We start from the raw sequence: 15237 nt of genomic DNA, 5'->3' as shown, positions 1-15237 counted from the left end.
ATTTCTCTCAATAGATTTCGAAGAGCCCTGCGGCACCGATGCCGCCGGCAATGCACATCGTGACGACCGCGTACTTCACGCCGCGCCGGCGGCCCTCGATGAGGACGTGTCCGGCGAGGCGCGAGCCGGTCATACCGAACGGATGGCCGATGGAAATCGCGCCGTCGTTCACGTTGAGACGCTCGGCCGGAATCTCGAGACGCCGCTGGCAATAGACCGCCTGCGATGCGAACGCTTCGTTGAGCTCCCACAGGCCAATGTCGTCCACCGCGAGGCCATGGCGCGCGAGCAGCTTCGACACGGCGAGCACGGGACCGATGCCCATTTCATCCGGCTCGCAGCCGACAACCCGCCAGACCGCGAAACGCGCCAAGCGGAGCGAGGTTCGCGCGCTCGGCGGCCTTCGCCATAGCCGTAGAGAAACGTCACGTCGACGTCGAGCGCGTTCACTGGCGGGTTGTCGACGGTGATGACGAGAATGGGGCTATGCAGTTCTTGCCTGACGGCGTCACGGGACGGTTCGGGGGTCATTACCCTTCGCTCCTGTATTTTGCGTAAGGCGATTGTGAAATGCGGTAGCGGAATTGACAATTCCACTGAGAGTTGACGAACTGTTAACTGAAAGTTGACACTGAGTGTGGCACGACTTTGCCAGGTGAAATGCTTCGCAAGGGAAGATCGGTGGTTGTGACGGCGGGGTTGGCGGATCCGGACGGCCCGGGCGGATCGGGAGAAACGCCTGTCTTAGGCCCAGGTTGGCGCGAGCGACTCGATTTCGGCTCGCAGATAGTCAATCAGGGCTTGCGTCGCCGGCGACGGAAAGCGATTGGGGAGGGTGACGATATACAACGTGTTCTGCACGCCGGCGATACGGTATTGCGGCAGGATCCGCAGCAGTCCGCAGCTCAAAGACGCATACGGCACATACGCCGGCAAAAGCCCGATACCCATGCCTTGACACACCGCCTCTGTCAGAAACGGATAGTCCGGCGACTGCAGCGCGGGCTGCATCGTGATGACGTGGACATCGGCCTCGTCCTGTCGGTGCGTGAGCGTCATCGTGACCCGTCGGCCGGGGTAAGGCGATGCGACCAGCGTCTGCCTTTCGAGATCCCCTGGAGAGTCAACCGGACCGTGTTTCTCCATATATTCGGCCGACGCATACAGGTTCCAGTCAATCGAGCAGATATTGCGCGCCACATAGTCCAACGGTGGCGTCGCCGTGATCCTCAACGCGACGTCGACTTCTGCGGCGATCAGATCTTCGATCCGGTTGTTGAACGTGACATTGAGCGTGATGCCCGGATGCATGCGCGCGAATTCGAGCAGCTTCGATCCGATGAACATCCTGCCGAAGCCAGTCGGCACACTGATTCGAACACGGCCGCTCAAGGTTTGCCCGAGGCTGTCAATCGATGCGCGGGCCGTGCTCAGGTCTTCCAGCACGCGCTGACCACAGTCATACAGCGTGTGCCCGGCTTGCGTCAGTTCGAAACTTCGCGTCGAGCGGCGCAGCAATTGTGCGCCCGTTTCGCGCTCCAGCAGCTTGAGCCGCTGGCTGATGTTCGCGCGCGTCATGCCAAGCTTGCGCGCGGCGGCGCTGAGGCTGCGCGATTCGACGATCTCGACGAACAAGCCGATCAGGTTCAGGTCCATGATGCGTCAATCAATCCATCTGATCATGCGTAACCGCCTCAAGGCTATTGTCGCGGCTGCGATAGTGGGCACTACGCGACCCACAGTACCCTTAAAGGAATGGCGAAATGTTCGCCATCGCGCGTGTCACGTAGATTTCCTTCTCTCCCACCGGAGCTACATAGTCAATCGCGCTGCGTGCAGCCTCGACGCCCTCCAATCGCGCGATGAACCAAGCCGCCAGATACTGCGACGACAGACACCCGCCTGCGGTCGCGACGTTTCCCTTGGCGACGAACGGCTGGTTGAGCACAGTCACACCTGCCTCTTGCACCCACGGTTTGGTTGTCAGGTCCGTGCAGGCCGGAACGCCGCCCAGCAGGCCCGCCTTGGCAAGTATCAGCGTACCTGAGCATTGCGCACCCACTAGCTGGCGCGTCGGGTCGAGCCTGAGTTGCGCCATTAACGCGTCATCGGCCACGACGTCCCGGGTCTTTATCCCGCTGCCAACCAGCACTGCGTCGGCGTCGCAAGCGTCTTGCAGCGACGCTTGCGCTTCCAGCACCACGCCGTTCATCGAACGCACCCTCTCCGTCGGACAGGCGATCGAAACCTGCCAGCCGGGCTTCTTCACCCGATTGAGGATGTTGAGCGCAATCAGCGAATCGAGTTCGTTGAAGCCTTCGAATGTCAGGATGGCGATGTGCATGGCGTCCTCGAACGGGTGGAGGAGAGGTTGTGTAGCGCCATACTAGGGCCGATAATCAATACAATCAACTAATTGTCATGGATACATTGTCGCGTGCCTCAGTCCCGCTACAAACATCTGGTCGACCACCTCGCGGCCGACATCCGTGCAGGCCGGTTGCGTCCCGGGACGCGTCTGCCGACGCACCGCGACCTGGCTGCTCGCGAAGGCCTGGCGCTGGTCACGGCCACACGAGTCTACGCGGAACTGCAAGCCATGGGTTTGGTGAGCGGCGAAACCGGCCGCGGCACGTTCGTCAAGGAGCCGCTCCCTCAAGGTCAAGGCATTGACCTGTATGCCTGGAGCGCGGACACAGTAGACCTGAGCTTCAACTCTCCGTCTTCGGCGGGCCAGACCGACCTTCTCAGGGCAGCGCTGCGCCAGCTCGCTGCCGCGGGTGACCTGGAGTCCCTGCTTCGATACCAGCCCCATGGCGGGCGCGAGCACGAGCGGGCAACGGTGGCACGTCACCTGGCCAGCCGGGGCCTGGAAGCAACCGTCGAAACCGTATTGCTCATGAGCGGCGCACAGCACGGGCTGACGACGACCGCCATGGCGTTGTTCGAGCCCGGCGACGTGGTGGCTGTGGACGCGCTGACCTACCCGGGATTCAAGCTGGCTGCCGAGGCCAATCGACTGGAACTCGCGCCGATTCCGGCCGCTGGGCTCGGGCCTGATCTGGACGCGTTGGCGGCCCTGTGCAAACGACGGCGGGTGCGTGCCGTCTACGCGATGCCGACACTGCACAATCCGCTCGGCTGGGTGATGGGCACGAGGCGACGGCGGGAACTTGTCGCCATCGCGCGACGACACGGGCTGATCCTGATCGAGGACGCGGCCTACGCGTTCCTCGCTGAAGACGCTCCGCCTCCGCTGGCGTCGCTTGCTCCGGAAACGACGATCTACGTGTCGAGCTTGTCGAAGAGTGTGGCGACGGGTCTACGCGTCGGCTTCGTCTATGCACCGCGCGAGTGGATTCCCAAGCTCGAACGAACTATCCGGGCAACGATCTGGAATACCCCGGCGACCATGACGGCCATCGCCTGCGGCTGGATCGAAGACGGCACGGTGGCCCGGCTTGAAGACGACAAGCGGCGGGATGCCACGATGCGTCAGTGCCTTGCCGCCGACGTTCTGGGCCGGCTCAAGAGGATCAGCCATCCCGCATCGTACTTCGTCTGGCTTCCCCTGGAGCAGGAGGTGCGCGCGGACGCGATTGCGATGGCGTTGATGCGGGAGCAGACTTCCGTGTCGACGGCCCTTCCGTTTTCGACTTCGGATCGCGTGCCTCACGCCATTCGACTGGCACTCGGCTCCGTCGACCTGGCCACGCTCAAGCGGTCGCTGGAAACAGTGGCCCGAGTTGTTGCCGAACATACCTACTGACCAGCAGTTGCAACGGCGCAGTCCGATTTTTTTTCAGGACTCGCGGGCAAGACCAGCTCAGGCGGCAATCGAGATGCGAAAGAGGACCGCGACCGTTTTCCGTATTGGTGTCCGGGGAATGATGTCGACGGACGGACTCAGGGCGTGAAGCCGTCGATCACTTTCACAGTCGGAATTGTCGCCGTATTCGCCCATAGCGGCCATTCGCATGCGTGGGACTGTGAGGGGTCTCCGATACGGTGCGCGGAGGTCGGCATCACTGGAAGCCGACAAAGGAGTATCCACCTGCCAATGCATCCGAACGTCGGGATATTGCCTCGAAAGAGATCCTGAAACGTGCCCCGGGTAAGCCGCTGGCTCCAACATCGTTGCCGCGCGAGTGCGCGAAATACCATCGCTCGTGCAACTTGGCAAGGTGTCGCAGCCGCATTGATGTCAAGTTTCAGTTGACAGGTCGTCAACTTTTCACGGATGCATCTCGCACGCGAATAAATTTATACTTCGCATGCGAACATTTAAACGTAATGGCGTTCCAGAGGAGGCACCTCTCGACGCCGCGAATTTTTAGGAGGCAAGCTAATGACCCCGGAAATCAAAGTTGAGCTATCAGGTAGTGGTGTACTGGCCGTCACGATTGCGCGACCAGATAAGAAAAACGCGCTCACTAACGATATGTATGGCGCACTTGCAGATGCCATCGCGAGAGCTAGTGACGACGACGAGATCCGTGTGTTGTTGATTCAGGCCGATGGAGACACATTCACGGCCGGCAACGACGTCTCGGAATTCGCAGCGCAGGCGACAGGCAACGGCCCGAAGGAACGCAACGTTGTCCGCTTTCTGCGAGGCCTGGCGAATGCCACGAAACCGATCATTGCCGCAGTCCAGGGCAAGGCCGTCGGAGTTGGAACGACCATGTTGCTCCATTGTGACTATGTGCTTCTCTCCGAAGAGGCGCAATTGATGACCCCCTTCGTGAATCTGGCACTCGTTCCCGAAGCTGCCTCAAGCTGCCTGCTTCCCTTGCGAATTGGGCATGTCAAGGCATTCGAAATGTTCGCCCTCGGGGAAGCCGTTCCTGCGAATGCTGCCGTTGCATGGGGTATTGCAAACAAGGCTGTCTCCAACGCGGAACTCCGTGCAGAGGCACGCCGTGTTGCCGAGAAAATTGCTGCCAAGCCCATTGGATCGCTGACCGCGATGAAGCGACTGATGCGAGACGCAGAGAAGCTGGTCGCTCAGATGGATTGCGAAAGCGCCATCTTCGTGGAGCGACTGGCAAGCGCCGAAGCGAAAGAAGCCTTCGCGGCGTTTGCCCAAAAGCTCCAACCGGATTTCACGAGAATTGTTCAACGATAGGAACGGTACGCACCAGGGGGCACCGTCGGTGCCCTCTAGTGCGGGTTCTCATCAATGGCCGGAAATTTCTCCTGCAAACTTGTCAGCCATCGCACTACGATGTCGATTTCGGACGCTGTAAACCCGTCGGTAAGCCGGGCATTCAAGTCAGCGAGACCTGCCTTCGAACGCTTGAGTGCAGCGCGCCCGTCGTCCGTCAGCCACAGCCGCGACGCGCGTCCATCGAACTCATCCGCATGGCGTTCGATGAGACCAGCCCGTTCGGCTCGATCAACCAACCCACTCATTCCCGGCGCCTTGAGGTCAAGGGCTGCCGCCGCTTCATTCGTGAGGGCACCGTCGTTCTTTGCCAGAAAAAAGAGCAGACCAGCCTGCGCTGCTGTCACTCCACCGGCGGCTGTCCTCGCCTGCGACCACCGATGTAGGCGCCGCTGACCCACATTCAGTAGATAGACAAGCCGATGATGCATTTCCGTAACCTCGTTCTACGTTCCAGTCGCCGGAGCGGCAATAAATCAGTAATTCGCGTGCGAAATATAACATGAGCCGTACCCCCAGCTTCCCGTGCGCGAAGCGACGGCTGCAATGCCCGATCCGGACGAACCTGGCATTGATCTGGGGGACCACGAGGTTCCCTTCGCCGGCATCTACATCGTGCAGGATGTTCCGTTCCATTCATCAACAAGGAAACTGTAATGACTGCTGTGGCGGATCTTTTCAACCTGAAGGGCCGAACGGCCCTCGTCACCGGCGGGTCCAGCGGCCTAGGCCTGCAGATTGCCGAGGCGCTTGGCACGCAAGGTGCCCGCGTGGTGATCTCGGCGCGCAAGGCGGACGCACTTCAGTCCGCACAGGCGCATCTGGCCGGCCTGGGTGTGGACGCAAGCTGGATCGCGGCAGACAACGCCAGCGAGGACAAAGTCGAGCGCCTTGCCAACGAAGCGATGGAACGCCTGGGCAAGGTCGACATCCTGGTCAACAATGCCGGCGCCACGTGGGGCGCAACCACGGCCAACCATCCGCTTTCCGCCTGGGACAAGGTCATGAACTTGAACGTACGGGCGATCTTCCTGCTCACGCAGCAGATCGGGAAGCTGTCGATGATCCCCAATCGCTATGGCCGCATCATCAACCTCGCCTCAATTGCCGGCCTCAGGGGCAACGGTCCCACGGGCCAGCCGACCATCGCTTACAACACGAGCAAGGGTGCGGTCGTCAATTTCACCCGTGCGCTCGCCGGCGAGTGGGGGCCGTACGGCATCACCGTCAATGCGCTCGCGCCTGGCTTGTTCCCGTCGAAGATGACCAGGGGAACGATCGAGAAGGTCGGCATCGAGAAACTGTCGGAGCGCGCGCCCCTGCAGCGCATCGGTGATGACGACGACCTCAAGGGCGCAGCCCTGCTATTCGCCAGTGACGCAGGCAAGCACATTACCGGCCAGATTCTTGCCGTGGACGGCGGCGTGACTGCCGTCTGATTTCATCCGGCTATATCCAATCCATCCGAAGTGCCAATCCACCTAAGCGAAGGAGACCATCATGAGCAATGCAGCAACGACGCCCGAAGTCCGCATGACGATCGAGGACCATATCGCGATCATCTCGGTCGACAACCCGGCCAAGAAGAACGCCTTCACCCCGGAGATGATGCAGCAGCTCTCGCAGCGGCTGACCGAGTTCGACGACGACAACAACCTGTGGGTGGCAGTTCTCGACCCCGTCGGCGAACACACCACTGCCGGCCTCGACATGCCTAAGTTCTTCGGCCCGACCGCCACGGCAAAGCCGATCCCCGACGACCAGGTCGATCCCTTCGGTCTGGGCAAACGCTGCCGCAAGCCGGTGATCTCGGTGGTCCATGGTATTACCTATACGATCGGCCTCGAGCAGATGCTGGCCTCGGACATCGTGATTGCAGCCGACACCGCTCGCTTCTGCCAGATGGAATCGAAACGCGGCATCGCACCGCTGGGTGGCGCGCACTACCGTTACCTCACCCGCACGGGCTGGGGCAATGCGATGTATCACCTGTTCCTGTGTGACGAATTCTCCGCCGCGGAGGCATACCGCTGCGGCTTCGTCCAGGAAGTGCATCCATACGGGCGGCACCGCGAGCGGGCGATGGAGATCGCCCAGGCGATCTGCAAGGTCGCGCCGATCGGCCTGCGTGCGACCAAGGCGGCGGCTCTGACCTATATCGAGCATGGCGAGCAGGCAGCGATTGCCGTCATCCCGCAGATTCAAGAGGAGGTCTTCGCGTCGGAGGACTTCAGGGAAGGGATCCAGTCCTTTGTTGAGCGTCGCGAGGCCCGCTTCACGGGGCGTTGATCCTACTGGTTCAAACGTGAATTGCCACTGGATTCGGTCCTGCGGCAGCACGTGGAAACGGGCGCGGCTCAATGGCATTGCCGGCCCAGTTCTGACGGGTATCCCCGGGTACCACTATCCATCCATTCAAAAGAGATTCGCAATGAAGACGCAGATCACGGAATTGTTCGGCATCGAGCATCCCATCATCCAAGGCGGTATGCACTACGTGGGATTCGCGGAACTGGCGGCAGCGGTGTCCAATGCGGGCGGCCTAGGCATCATTACGGCGCTGACACAGCCCAGCCCGGAGGCGCTGACGGGCGAGATCCGGCGCTGCCGGGACATGACCGACAAGCCGTTCGGCGTCAACCTGACTTTCCTTCCAGCACGCAATCCGCCGGATTACCTCGGCTACGTGCGCGCGATCATCGATGGCGGCGTGAAAATCGTCGAGACCGCTGGGAACAATCCGCAGAAGTGGCTGCCCATGCTGCAGGAAGCCGGCATCAAGGTGATTCACAAATGCACATCGGTGCGGCATGCACTGAAGGCCGAGAGCATCGGCTGCGATGCGGTCAGCGTGGACGGCTTCGAATGCGGGGGCCATCCCGGCGAGGACGATGTCCCCAACTTCATCCTGCTGCCCCGTGCCGCGGACGAACTCAGGGTACCGTTCGTCGCCTCGGGCGGCATGGCCGATGGTCGCTCGCTTGTGGCGGCGCTTGCCATGGGCGCGGGCGGTATCAACATGGGCACGCGCTTCGTGGCGACCTACGAAGCGCCGGTCCACCAGAAGGTCAAGCAGGCCATCGTCGCGGCAACGGAACTGGATACGCGGCTCATAATGCGCTTGCTGCGCAATACCGAACGCGTGCTGAACAACGCTGGGGTCGAGCGCCTGCTGGAAAAGGAAAGGCGACTTGGCGCCGACATCGCCTTCTCGGACATTGCGGACGAGGTAGGTGGCGTCTATCCGCGTGTCATGAAGGACGGCGACCTGGACGCCGGCGCCTGGTCATGCGGCATGGTTGCCGGACTCGTTCATGACATCCCCAAGGTCGGCGAGCTGGTCGAACGAATCATGCACCAGGCCGAAGAGATTGTTGCGAAGCGGCTTCACGGGATGCTATCGCAGGCATGAACATTGGTGATACCAACAAGGAAATAGACAATGCGCGGAATTGTTGCAAGGATCGGGGTAAAGGAAGGCCGCGAAACCGAGTTCGAAGCGTTGGCAGCCGGACTAGTGGCGGAGTCGCGCCGTGAAGCCGGGCCTGGCATATGACCTGTGGCGCTCAGACGAAGCGCATGAATACGTCTTCATCGAGCGCTACGTTGACGACGCGGCAGCCCAGGAGCACGTCAAATCTGATCACTATCGTTGGATTGGTCGACAGATGGGCGCGCTCATGGACGGTGCCTCGACTGTGCTCGGACTCACTGCGCCGGAATTGGGTGCGGGCATGGCCGTAGTCGATCAAGGAATGGCGAAGGGCAGGCTCGTCCCAGCATATCGCCGCGCGATGGGATATGCGGGTATGGCAGTGGTAACGAGATCGGCTTTGTGCCTGGCGCCCCGAGCCCGTTGTCTAGTTGGACCCGCAGCCCTGCGCGCACCCCGGATTGTGACCATCGGTGGCGACACCCTGGAGCACGCTTACTAGAGTTCGATAACGGGGGCTGCTGCCGCTGCAATCGACTCTGGCAGGAGGTCCCATGCAGGTACTCTATCCACGCTGCGCCGGACTCGACGTGCACAAGGACCCCATTGTCGCCTGTACGCTGCGCTTCGGCGCCGGAACACCACGAGGTGCGAAGCTTCGAGAGCACCACCACCGGACTGCTGGCGTTCGCCGGCGAATGGCCGGAGATGTCCGCATGCTGCCCTTCACCAGTACCCGCCTTCGATCCGACAGAGGCGTCCTTCGCTCCAGTCGAAAGCGAACGCTCGTTGGAGCGTCTTGTTGGCCAAGGCCGACTTCCGCCAGGGACTGCTTTGGCGAGGTTGAACCCGGAGGTTCAGCCCCCTCCTACCTTCGATGATGCCGGCTACACAGAGATGGCCCGATGCGGTGAGCGGCAACGCTCCGCGCCCTGCGGCATCACCACCTGTTGCGCAACTCGCGAAGCTTGAGAAACACCGTCCTGGGATCGGGTTCTTCCGGGAGATCCGGGAAGCTTTCCCGCAACCTGGCGATCGCGCTTGCGCTTGTGAGCCGGAAGAAGATGTTGAATTGCTCTTCATCCTTGAGCGTGGTGACGATCGAGGTCTTCGGGTCATGACCCGCCACGCGGGGAAGCAGGGCCCGGGCAGCGGTGTTTTCCGGCTCGAGCGACAACGTGAACCTCAGATTGTTCTCGATGTAGTCATGCCCGGGGTAGATCTTCGTGTCGTCCGGCAGTTTGGCGAGCTGGCCCACAAACGTGGCATACAGCTCGCCCGGATCGCCGCCATTGTGGCAATTGCCGGCGCCCGCATTGAAAAGGGTGTCGCCGGAAAACAGCGCCGGCTGGTCGGTATGTGAAAGCAGGCAGATGTGGCACATGGTGTGGCCCGGCGTGTCCATGCATTCAAGTTCGACCCGCTTCCCGACTTTGATGATGTCTCCGGCCTTGACGCCGCGGTCCACCCCCGCGATGCGAGCGCCGGCCCTGAAATGAGCAAGCAGTCTGGCGCCCGTGGCCGCGACCATCGCTTCGTTGCCGCCGGTGTGGTCCCGGTGCTCGTGGGTGTTGAGGATCTGCGTGATCTGCCACCCCTTCGCCCTCGCGGCGGCGAGGCACTTTTCATGGTCCAGCGGATCGATGGCAAGTGCTTCGCCGGTTTCCGGACACGCTATCAGGTAGTTGAAGTTGCGGTAGGCATTGCCAGTCCAGATACGCTCGACGATCATCGCGTGCTCCCGAGGGCTTGCTGCCGACGAACAGGCATAGGTAGCAATCCATGTTACCGACCTGAAGCCCATAAAACCGGATCGCCGCGGGGGCAACCCGTAGGCTTCGATCTTCGGCTATGGTAGCAGCGGTCGTCCAACGCCTGTTGGGATTGCTCTGACCAGGACAGTCGGAGCCTCGTCATACCACATCTCCGCGGGCCACCGGGCCCCAGACGGCTCATACTGCAGACGGGGCCCTGACCGGGGGCGCCAGGCTAGAGGGGAGTTCGAACTGGCGCGGCTCACCCGGCGTGCGGCGCTCTTATGCTCTTCGCGGCGCAGCATGAGTACCTCAGCTGACCATCCCGGTCGGATCCACGTCGCTCGTGGGGAGGTCAAACAGGTCCCAGAGCGGTTCGACGCGAGATCGGTCGGTGCGAAGAGGAACTCCTCGCCCCAAGAGTGGCGGATCACTCTGACACCTCGCCCAAATACGTTCAGCATGCCTACTGCCGCCTTGCATCGGTTTCAGTTCAGCGAGCCGGCGTAGCAAACTGGAGTCGCCGCCGCCGACCTGGAATCGGGTCCGGTCAACATCGGACGTCCGCAGGCTCCGGCTCCTGACGTGCCGACGTGTCGCGAGCGAGCACGTGTAGCGGCGGCTGCCAGAGTCACAAGGGCAAGCCGGTTCCAGCGATCCCGCCTGGAACGGCGAGGCGAAATCCACTATCGTGTCAGTAGAGGTGCATTGCAGTCGCGCAGGATCCCCGGACGAGATGTCTCGCCCGATGCCGCCGGCGACGATCGCAGGACCGAGGCTGTCCTCTGGAGCGCTGCGCGGCGCTGCTGGCTTGTTAGCCGTCGAAGGACTGCACGCTCAATGCGCTCACGGTCGGTCGATCACGGATGGAGGTGTCTTATGGGCACTAAAGGTCTGCTCGTCAGGTTGGAAGTCAAGGCCGGCTACGACGACGCCAAGGCGGAAGACGTCCTGCATTCGGCTCTCGCGATGGGTCGTGCGGAAGCCGCAACGACCGCGTGGTTCGCGATCAGATTCGGGCGATCGGAGTACGGCATCTTCGACGTGTTCCCAGACGATGCCGGCCGCGAGGCGCATCTGGCGGGGCCAGTTATACAAGCGCTGTTGGATGCCGCGGGCAGCGTGTTTACCGGGGCGCCGCTGATTCAGGAGCTTGAGGTCCTGGCCGACAAGTTGCCTGCAACATCATCCGGTGGAGACCAGCTTAGATGCCGCTCTGGGCATGTCGCCGCGAAGTATGGGTAGGATGATGGGTATGTGGTAGTCGGGCAGAGTGGGAGTCAAACCTGGCGGCGCTTTGCGGGCAACTGTTGGAGTCGGCTGCCTTCCGCCAGTCATGGCTTCCCGGGTGTTCCGGTACCTTTTAGGTGCAGTCGCGCAATCGGGCAGACGAAGCAGATGTGTGTGAGTCTGCGCAAGGTGACAGGCGCAAACGTGCGCTCGTGGGCCGCGTTGCCATCGGGTCGCACGTTCAGGAACAGTTGTCTTCATGTCACGCCCCGGGGCGTGGGTGGCGCGCGAATCGGCGCGGTCCGCGCAAGGATATCGGTGATGATCATCGCGAGCGAGCATGATCGTGGAGTCCGCCTAGCTGACCGTGAAGCCGCCGTCCGCTGCGATGATCTGCCCGGTGACATAGCTTGCGGCAGGGCTTGCGAGAAAGAATACGCTCTGTGCAACCTCGATCGGGGCGGCCATTCGTCCCATCGGAATCCGTCCTGTGCCTACGATCGGCCCTCGAATCTTGAACGTCGCGCTGATGTTCTTGCCGCCCTCGCTGGCCATGCCGCCTGGAAGGATTGAATTGACGCGGATTCCGTCGGCCGCGAACTCGCTGGCCAGTGATCGCGTGATGCTGTCCACGCCGGCCTTCGCGGCGTCGTAATGGGCATTGACGCCCCACAGCGTGGGTCGAAGCGCGCCAACGGAGGAGATGTTGACGATCGAGCCGCCGCCGTTCGCCTTCATGCGCGTGATAGCCTCTCGGCAACACAGGAACGTCCCCCGCAGCGTGACGTCTTGCATCTGGTCCCATTGTTCGACGGACATTTCAAAGAATTCGACCTTCGATCGGTGCGCCGCGTTGTTGATCAGAATGTCGACACCGCCAAACTTCGTATCGACGGCTGCGAATAGTGCCTTGACGGATGCTTCGTCGGCCACGTCGACTTGGCATGGCATCGCAATGCCGCCGTCCGCATTGATATCCGACGCTGTTGCAGACGCCGCATCGGGGTTCAAGTCGGCAATCACGACCTTGGCGCCGGCCTCGGCGAGCAGTCGCGCAGTCTCGCGACCGAGACCTTGCGCAGAGCCGGTAACAACGGCGGTCTTGCCCGTGAGATTGAACCTCTGCGCGAGGTGCGCGCCGATCTGTGTTTCACTAAACATGGAATGCTCCGTTTTGAGTGTCGATGATGGTCGCGCTGTTCGGTTCGCTTCAGTCTTGCCGCTCTGGCCCAATCGTTTGTAGTTCATCGGAATTCACCAGACAGTGAAGATGATTGGGTGCGGACGTCTTCAGCTAATCAGAAATCCGCCGTCGAGCGTAATCGATTGGCCCGTCATGTAGCGGCCTGACGGCCCTGCGAGGTACAGCACCGCGGCGGCAATATCGGCGGGATCGCCCCATCCAAGCGGCAGACGTCGCTCCACATCCGTACCGGGTCCCGTGAGCTTTCCTGTTTTCAGGCGAGCCTGCATATCCGGATGAAACTGAACCTTGCCGGGCACTGCACCGGGAAGCACGCAGTTGACGAGAATCTGGTCGCGGGCATAGTCCAGCGCTGCGGAGCGCACTAAACCCGCTACGCCCGCTCGCGCGGCACCGTAGGCGCCATTGCCATTCAGTACGGCATGCGTGGCTCCCATGGTAGTCACGTTCACGATGCGTCCACCCCGGCCTGCGGCGAGCATGTGCTTAATCGCTTCTCGCATGCAAAAGAACACAGACTTCAGGTCGAGCGCCATCACTTCGTCCCAGGCGGCTTCGGAGAACTCCGTAAGCGGCCCGTTATTGGTCATGGCCGCGCAATTGACCACGATGTCCGGGCTACCCCAGGCTGCGCTGACCTGATTGAACAACGCAATCACGGAGGCTTCACGTTCCACGTCTGCCTCGATAGCGATTGCTTCGCCGCCCGCCGAAACAATCTTGTCGACGACCGATTGCATGTGCGCTGCGCTGTGATCGGCGACTACGACCCGTGCGCCAGCCTCGGCCAGTACAGGGGCGATATCGATGCTGGAATTGCATCCCTTGTCAGTCACGACAGCGATTTTTCCGCTGATGCCGAATAGCCGCTCAAGCAAGGATGTGGTCATCGAGTTATCTCCAGGGGGCTGCGTGTCGTTTTTTACGAATTCTAGCGACAACGTCCGACGCGCAATGGTTACCGTGGGGAACAATTAGAGTGAGCTGGTTTCACTAATCCCGCGCTCTAACGAACGGCAGGAATGAAGCGACTCAGCGCGGTGCTAGCGGGCCTCATCGAAACGGTGAGCGAAAATACGCACATCGTTCTAAAAACGCAACGATAATACCAGCCGGGATTTCCCTCGTTGCGGGTCTTCAGACGTGCCGCGCAACATGCGCGTGGAGAACGTCGGTCCGGCAATGATGACGTCGGCACGAACGCACATACAACTTCACAGGAAGGCACCAAGATGAATGTTGCGAAAAGAAGCCCCGCCCAGATGGAATCGCACCGACCGCAGCCAGATACCGGCACGCTTCCTTTGCAGGTTGAGGACATCACCTCTTCGTGGCTGACGTCGGCGCTCGCGCGCAGCCATGAAGGGGTAGCCGTCGAATCACTGGCCATCGACGAGGTGATGTACGGCACGGCTACCAAAGTCAGGGTGCGTCTTGCTTACAACGCAACAGGGCGCGAGCTTCGCTTGCCGGAGTCTCTGATCGTCAAGGGCGGTTTCGTTCCCGAGTACCGGAACCTGAACGCCTACATATACGAATACGAGGCGAAGTTCTTCAAGGAAGTCCATCCCTGCTTGCGTGCAAATGTGCCTGCCTGCTTCTATGCAGAGACCGACAGTCGAAGCGGGCAGTCGATCGTGATCCTCGAGGATCTACGTTCACGGGAAGTGGAATTCTGTCGCGTGCAGCGGACGCTGACGTTTGCGCAGGCGGCGGCAAACCTGGACGCGCAAGCGCGGTGGCACGCGCAGTTCTGGCAATCGCCTGCGCTCGAAAGCGATGGCGAACTGGCGTGGCTCGCGTCGCAAGACCCGCTGCCCGATGGCGAGTCCGGCACCTATCACTGGGGCCAGTTGAAACCCGAGGTGTTCGCCAGCTATACACAGTTGCCGCGCGGGGCCGCCGTGCCAAAGCGGTTTCACGATCGTGACTGGATGGAGCGGGCGCTCCTCGATCTGCGCGCTTTCGACCGCATCGGGCCGATGACGTTTCTCCATGGCGATGTTCACCTCGGAAACCTGTATTTCGACCGCGACGGCACGCCCGGCTTTCTCGACTGGCAGTCATATCGACGCGGACCGTGGGCTCATGACGTCACGTACTTCCTGATATCGGCTCTGGATATCGCGGATCGGCCGAGATGGGAGCGCGCGTTGCTCGAATACTATCTTGAGCGGCTCGCCTTTCACGGCGTCAACAACCCGCCGTCATTTGAAAGCGCGCTAGATGCCTACCGGCGCCACATCGTCTATGGGCTGTTCTTCTGGCTCGTGAATCCGGTGGAGTGGCAGGTCGAAGTCAACAATTGTGCAGTCGCGCCTCGGTTCGCGATGGCGGCACTCGATCACGAGATTCATGACCTCATGGGCCGATAACCCACCAGGCGTTGAGCGACACGCACTTGACGTCGCCACTTCCGCGGGAGTACATTTTTACGATCGATATTCAA

14 protein-coding genes and 2 pseudogenes are annotated in these 15237 nt (G+C 61.3%); 9 read left to right on the top strand and 7 right to left on the bottom strand.

Annotation, left to right across the window (positions count from 1 at the left end):
* Positions 1 to 7: 7 nt before the first annotated feature.
* From OKW35_RS47495 to OKW35_RS47485, 3 genes and pseudogenes are all read right to left on the bottom strand, one after another.
* A pseudogene (locus OKW35_RS47495) lies at positions 8 to 407 on the bottom strand (acetyl-CoA C-acyltransferase); the annotation flags it as partial.
* Between the two features lie 337 nt (positions 408 to 744).
* Positions 745 to 1656 carry a LysR family transcriptional regulator gene (locus OKW35_RS47490; RefSeq protein ID WP_429555706.1) on the bottom strand — a complete coding sequence of 304 codons (912 nt, stop codon included), beginning with the start codon at positions 1654 to 1656 and terminating at the stop codon, positions 745 to 747.
* 91 nt (positions 1657 to 1747) lie between these two features.
* Entirely contained in the window at positions 1748 to 2344 is a 597-nt protein-coding gene (locus OKW35_RS47485) for a DJ-1/PfpI family protein (protein ID WP_429555705.1), read from the bottom strand.
* A gap of 93 nt (positions 2345 to 2437) precedes the next feature.
* On the opposite strand from OKW35_RS47485, the gene OKW35_RS47480 reads away from it, so the two are divergent.
* Both OKW35_RS47480 and OKW35_RS47475 read left to right on the top strand, forming a co-directional pair.
* Positions 2438 to 3769: a PLP-dependent aminotransferase family protein gene (locus OKW35_RS47480; protein ID WP_429555704.1), complete on the top strand. Its 1332-nt coding sequence runs from the start codon at positions 2438 to 2440 to the stop codon at positions 3767 to 3769.
* A gap of 579 nt (positions 3770 to 4348) precedes the next feature.
* A complete protein-coding gene (locus OKW35_RS47475) occupies positions 4349 to 5128 on the top strand; it encodes an enoyl-CoA hydratase-related protein (RefSeq protein ID WP_429555703.1) in 780 nt (259 codons plus the stop codon).
* A gap of 35 nt (positions 5129 to 5163) precedes the next feature.
* Here OKW35_RS47475 and OKW35_RS47470 read toward each other — a convergent pair whose 3' ends face one another.
* Positions 5164 to 5598 carry a MarR family winged helix-turn-helix transcriptional regulator gene (locus tag OKW35_RS47470; RefSeq protein WP_429555702.1) on the bottom strand — a complete coding sequence of 145 codons (435 nt, stop codon included), beginning with the start codon at positions 5596 to 5598 and terminating at the stop codon, positions 5164 to 5166.
* 225 nt (positions 5599 to 5823) lie between these two features.
* Here OKW35_RS47470 and OKW35_RS47465 point away from each other — a divergent pair, with 225 nt between their 5' ends.
* The 5 genes and pseudogenes from OKW35_RS47465 to OKW35_RS47445 form a co-directional block, all read left to right on the top strand.
* Entirely contained in the window at positions 5824 to 6606 is a 783-nt protein-coding gene (locus tag OKW35_RS47465; RefSeq protein WP_429555701.1) for an SDR family oxidoreductase, read from the top strand.
* 61 nt (positions 6607 to 6667) lie between these two features.
* Positions 6668 to 7456 (top strand): crotonase/enoyl-CoA hydratase family protein, encoded by a 789-nt coding sequence (locus OKW35_RS47460; RefSeq protein ID WP_429555700.1) that lies wholly within the window; start codon positions 6668 to 6670, stop codon positions 7454 to 7456.
* A 142-nt stretch (positions 7457 to 7598) separates the two neighbouring features.
* On the top strand, positions 7599 to 8579 hold the full coding sequence (locus OKW35_RS47455) for an NAD(P)H-dependent flavin oxidoreductase (protein ID WP_429555699.1): 981 nt from the start codon (positions 7599 to 7601) through the stop codon (positions 8577 to 8579).
* Between the two features lie 121 nt (positions 8580 to 8700).
* Positions 8701 to 9102: a putative quinol monooxygenase gene (locus OKW35_RS47450; protein WP_429555698.1), complete on the top strand. Its 402-nt coding sequence runs from the start codon at positions 8701 to 8703 to the stop codon at positions 9100 to 9102.
* 52 nt (positions 9103 to 9154) lie between these two features.
* Positions 9155 to 9308: pseudogene (locus OKW35_RS47445) on the top strand (IS110 family transposase); the annotation flags it as partial.
* A gap of 232 nt (positions 9309 to 9540) precedes the next feature.
* Here OKW35_RS47445 and OKW35_RS47440 read toward each other — a convergent pair.
* Positions 9541 to 10332 (bottom strand): hydroxyacylglutathione hydrolase, encoded by a 792-nt coding sequence (locus tag OKW35_RS47440; RefSeq protein ID WP_429555697.1) that lies wholly within the window; start codon positions 10330 to 10332, stop codon positions 9541 to 9543.
* 901 nt (positions 10333 to 11233) lie between these two features.
* On the opposite strand from OKW35_RS47440, the gene OKW35_RS47435 reads away from it, so the two are divergent.
* A complete protein-coding gene (locus tag OKW35_RS47435; protein ID WP_429555696.1) occupies positions 11234 to 11599 on the top strand; it encodes a putative quinol monooxygenase in 366 nt (121 codons plus the stop codon).
* A 342-nt stretch (positions 11600 to 11941) separates the two neighbouring features.
* Here OKW35_RS47435 and OKW35_RS47430 read toward each other — a convergent pair whose 3' ends face one another.
* On the bottom strand, positions 11942 to 12745 hold the full coding sequence (locus OKW35_RS47430; protein WP_429555695.1) for an SDR family NAD(P)-dependent oxidoreductase: 804 nt from the start codon (positions 12743 to 12745) through the stop codon (positions 11942 to 11944).
* Positions 12746 to 12874: 129 nt separating this feature from the next.
* Positions 12875 to 13678: an SDR family NAD(P)-dependent oxidoreductase gene (locus tag OKW35_RS47425; RefSeq protein ID WP_429403767.1), complete on the bottom strand. Its 804-nt coding sequence runs from the start codon at positions 13676 to 13678 to the stop codon at positions 12875 to 12877.
* A gap of 372 nt (positions 13679 to 14050) precedes the next feature.
* Here OKW35_RS47425 and OKW35_RS47420 point away from each other — a divergent pair, with 372 nt between their 5' ends.
* Positions 14051 to 15163 carry a phosphotransferase gene (locus OKW35_RS47420; protein ID WP_429555694.1) on the top strand — a complete coding sequence of 371 codons (1113 nt, stop codon included), beginning with the start codon at positions 14051 to 14053 and terminating at the stop codon, positions 15161 to 15163.
* Positions 15164 to 15237: the final 74 nt, after the last annotated feature.

This window comes from Paraburkholderia sp. MM5477-R1 (assembly GCF_050436385.1).
Taxonomy (GTDB): Bacteria; Pseudomonadota; Gammaproteobacteria; order Burkholderiales; family Burkholderiaceae; genus Paraburkholderia; species Paraburkholderia tuberum.
The sequence above is the reverse complement of the archived record's forward strand: the minus strand, read 5'-3'. Positions and strand labels throughout refer to the sequence as shown.

Coding starts and splice junctions, on each gene's coding strand:
- OKW35_RS47490 (WP_429555706.1), bottom strand. CDS start 1,656: ATGGACCTGAACCTGATCGGCTTGTTCGTCGAGATCGTCGAATCGCGC.
- OKW35_RS47485 (WP_429555705.1), bottom strand. CDS start 2,344: ATGCACATCGCCATCCTGACATTCGAAGGCTTCAACGAACTCGATTCG.
- OKW35_RS47475 (WP_429555703.1), top strand. CDS start 4,349: ATGACCCCGGAAATCAAAGTTGAGCTATCAGGTAGTGGTGTACTGGCC.
- OKW35_RS47470 (WP_429555702.1), bottom strand. CDS start 5,598: ATGCATCATCGGCTTGTCTATCTACTGAATGTGGGTCAGCGGCGCCTA.
- OKW35_RS47465 (WP_429555701.1), top strand. CDS start 5,824: ATGACTGCTGTGGCGGATCTTTTCAACCTGAAGGGCCGAACGGCCCTC.
- OKW35_RS47460 (WP_429555700.1), top strand. CDS start 6,668: ATGAGCAATGCAGCAACGACGCCCGAAGTCCGCATGACGATCGAGGAC.
- OKW35_RS47455 (WP_429555699.1), top strand. CDS start 7,599: ATGAAGACGCAGATCACGGAATTGTTCGGCATCGAGCATCCCATCATC.
- OKW35_RS47440 (WP_429555697.1), bottom strand. CDS start 10,332: ATGATCGTCGAGCGTATCTGGACTGGCAATGCCTACCGCAACTTCAAC.
- OKW35_RS47435 (WP_429555696.1), top strand. CDS start 11,234: ATGGGCACTAAAGGTCTGCTCGTCAGGTTGGAAGTCAAGGCCGGCTAC.
- OKW35_RS47430 (WP_429555695.1), bottom strand. CDS start 12,745: ATGTTTAGTGAAACACAGATCGGCGCGCACCTCGCGCAGAGGTTCAAT.
- OKW35_RS47425 (WP_429403767.1), bottom strand. CDS start 13,678: ATGACCACATCCTTGCTTGAGCGGCTATTCGGCATCAGCGGAAAAATC.
- OKW35_RS47420 (WP_429555694.1), top strand. CDS start 14,051: ATGGAATCGCACCGACCGCAGCCAGATACCGGCACGCTTCCTTTGCAG.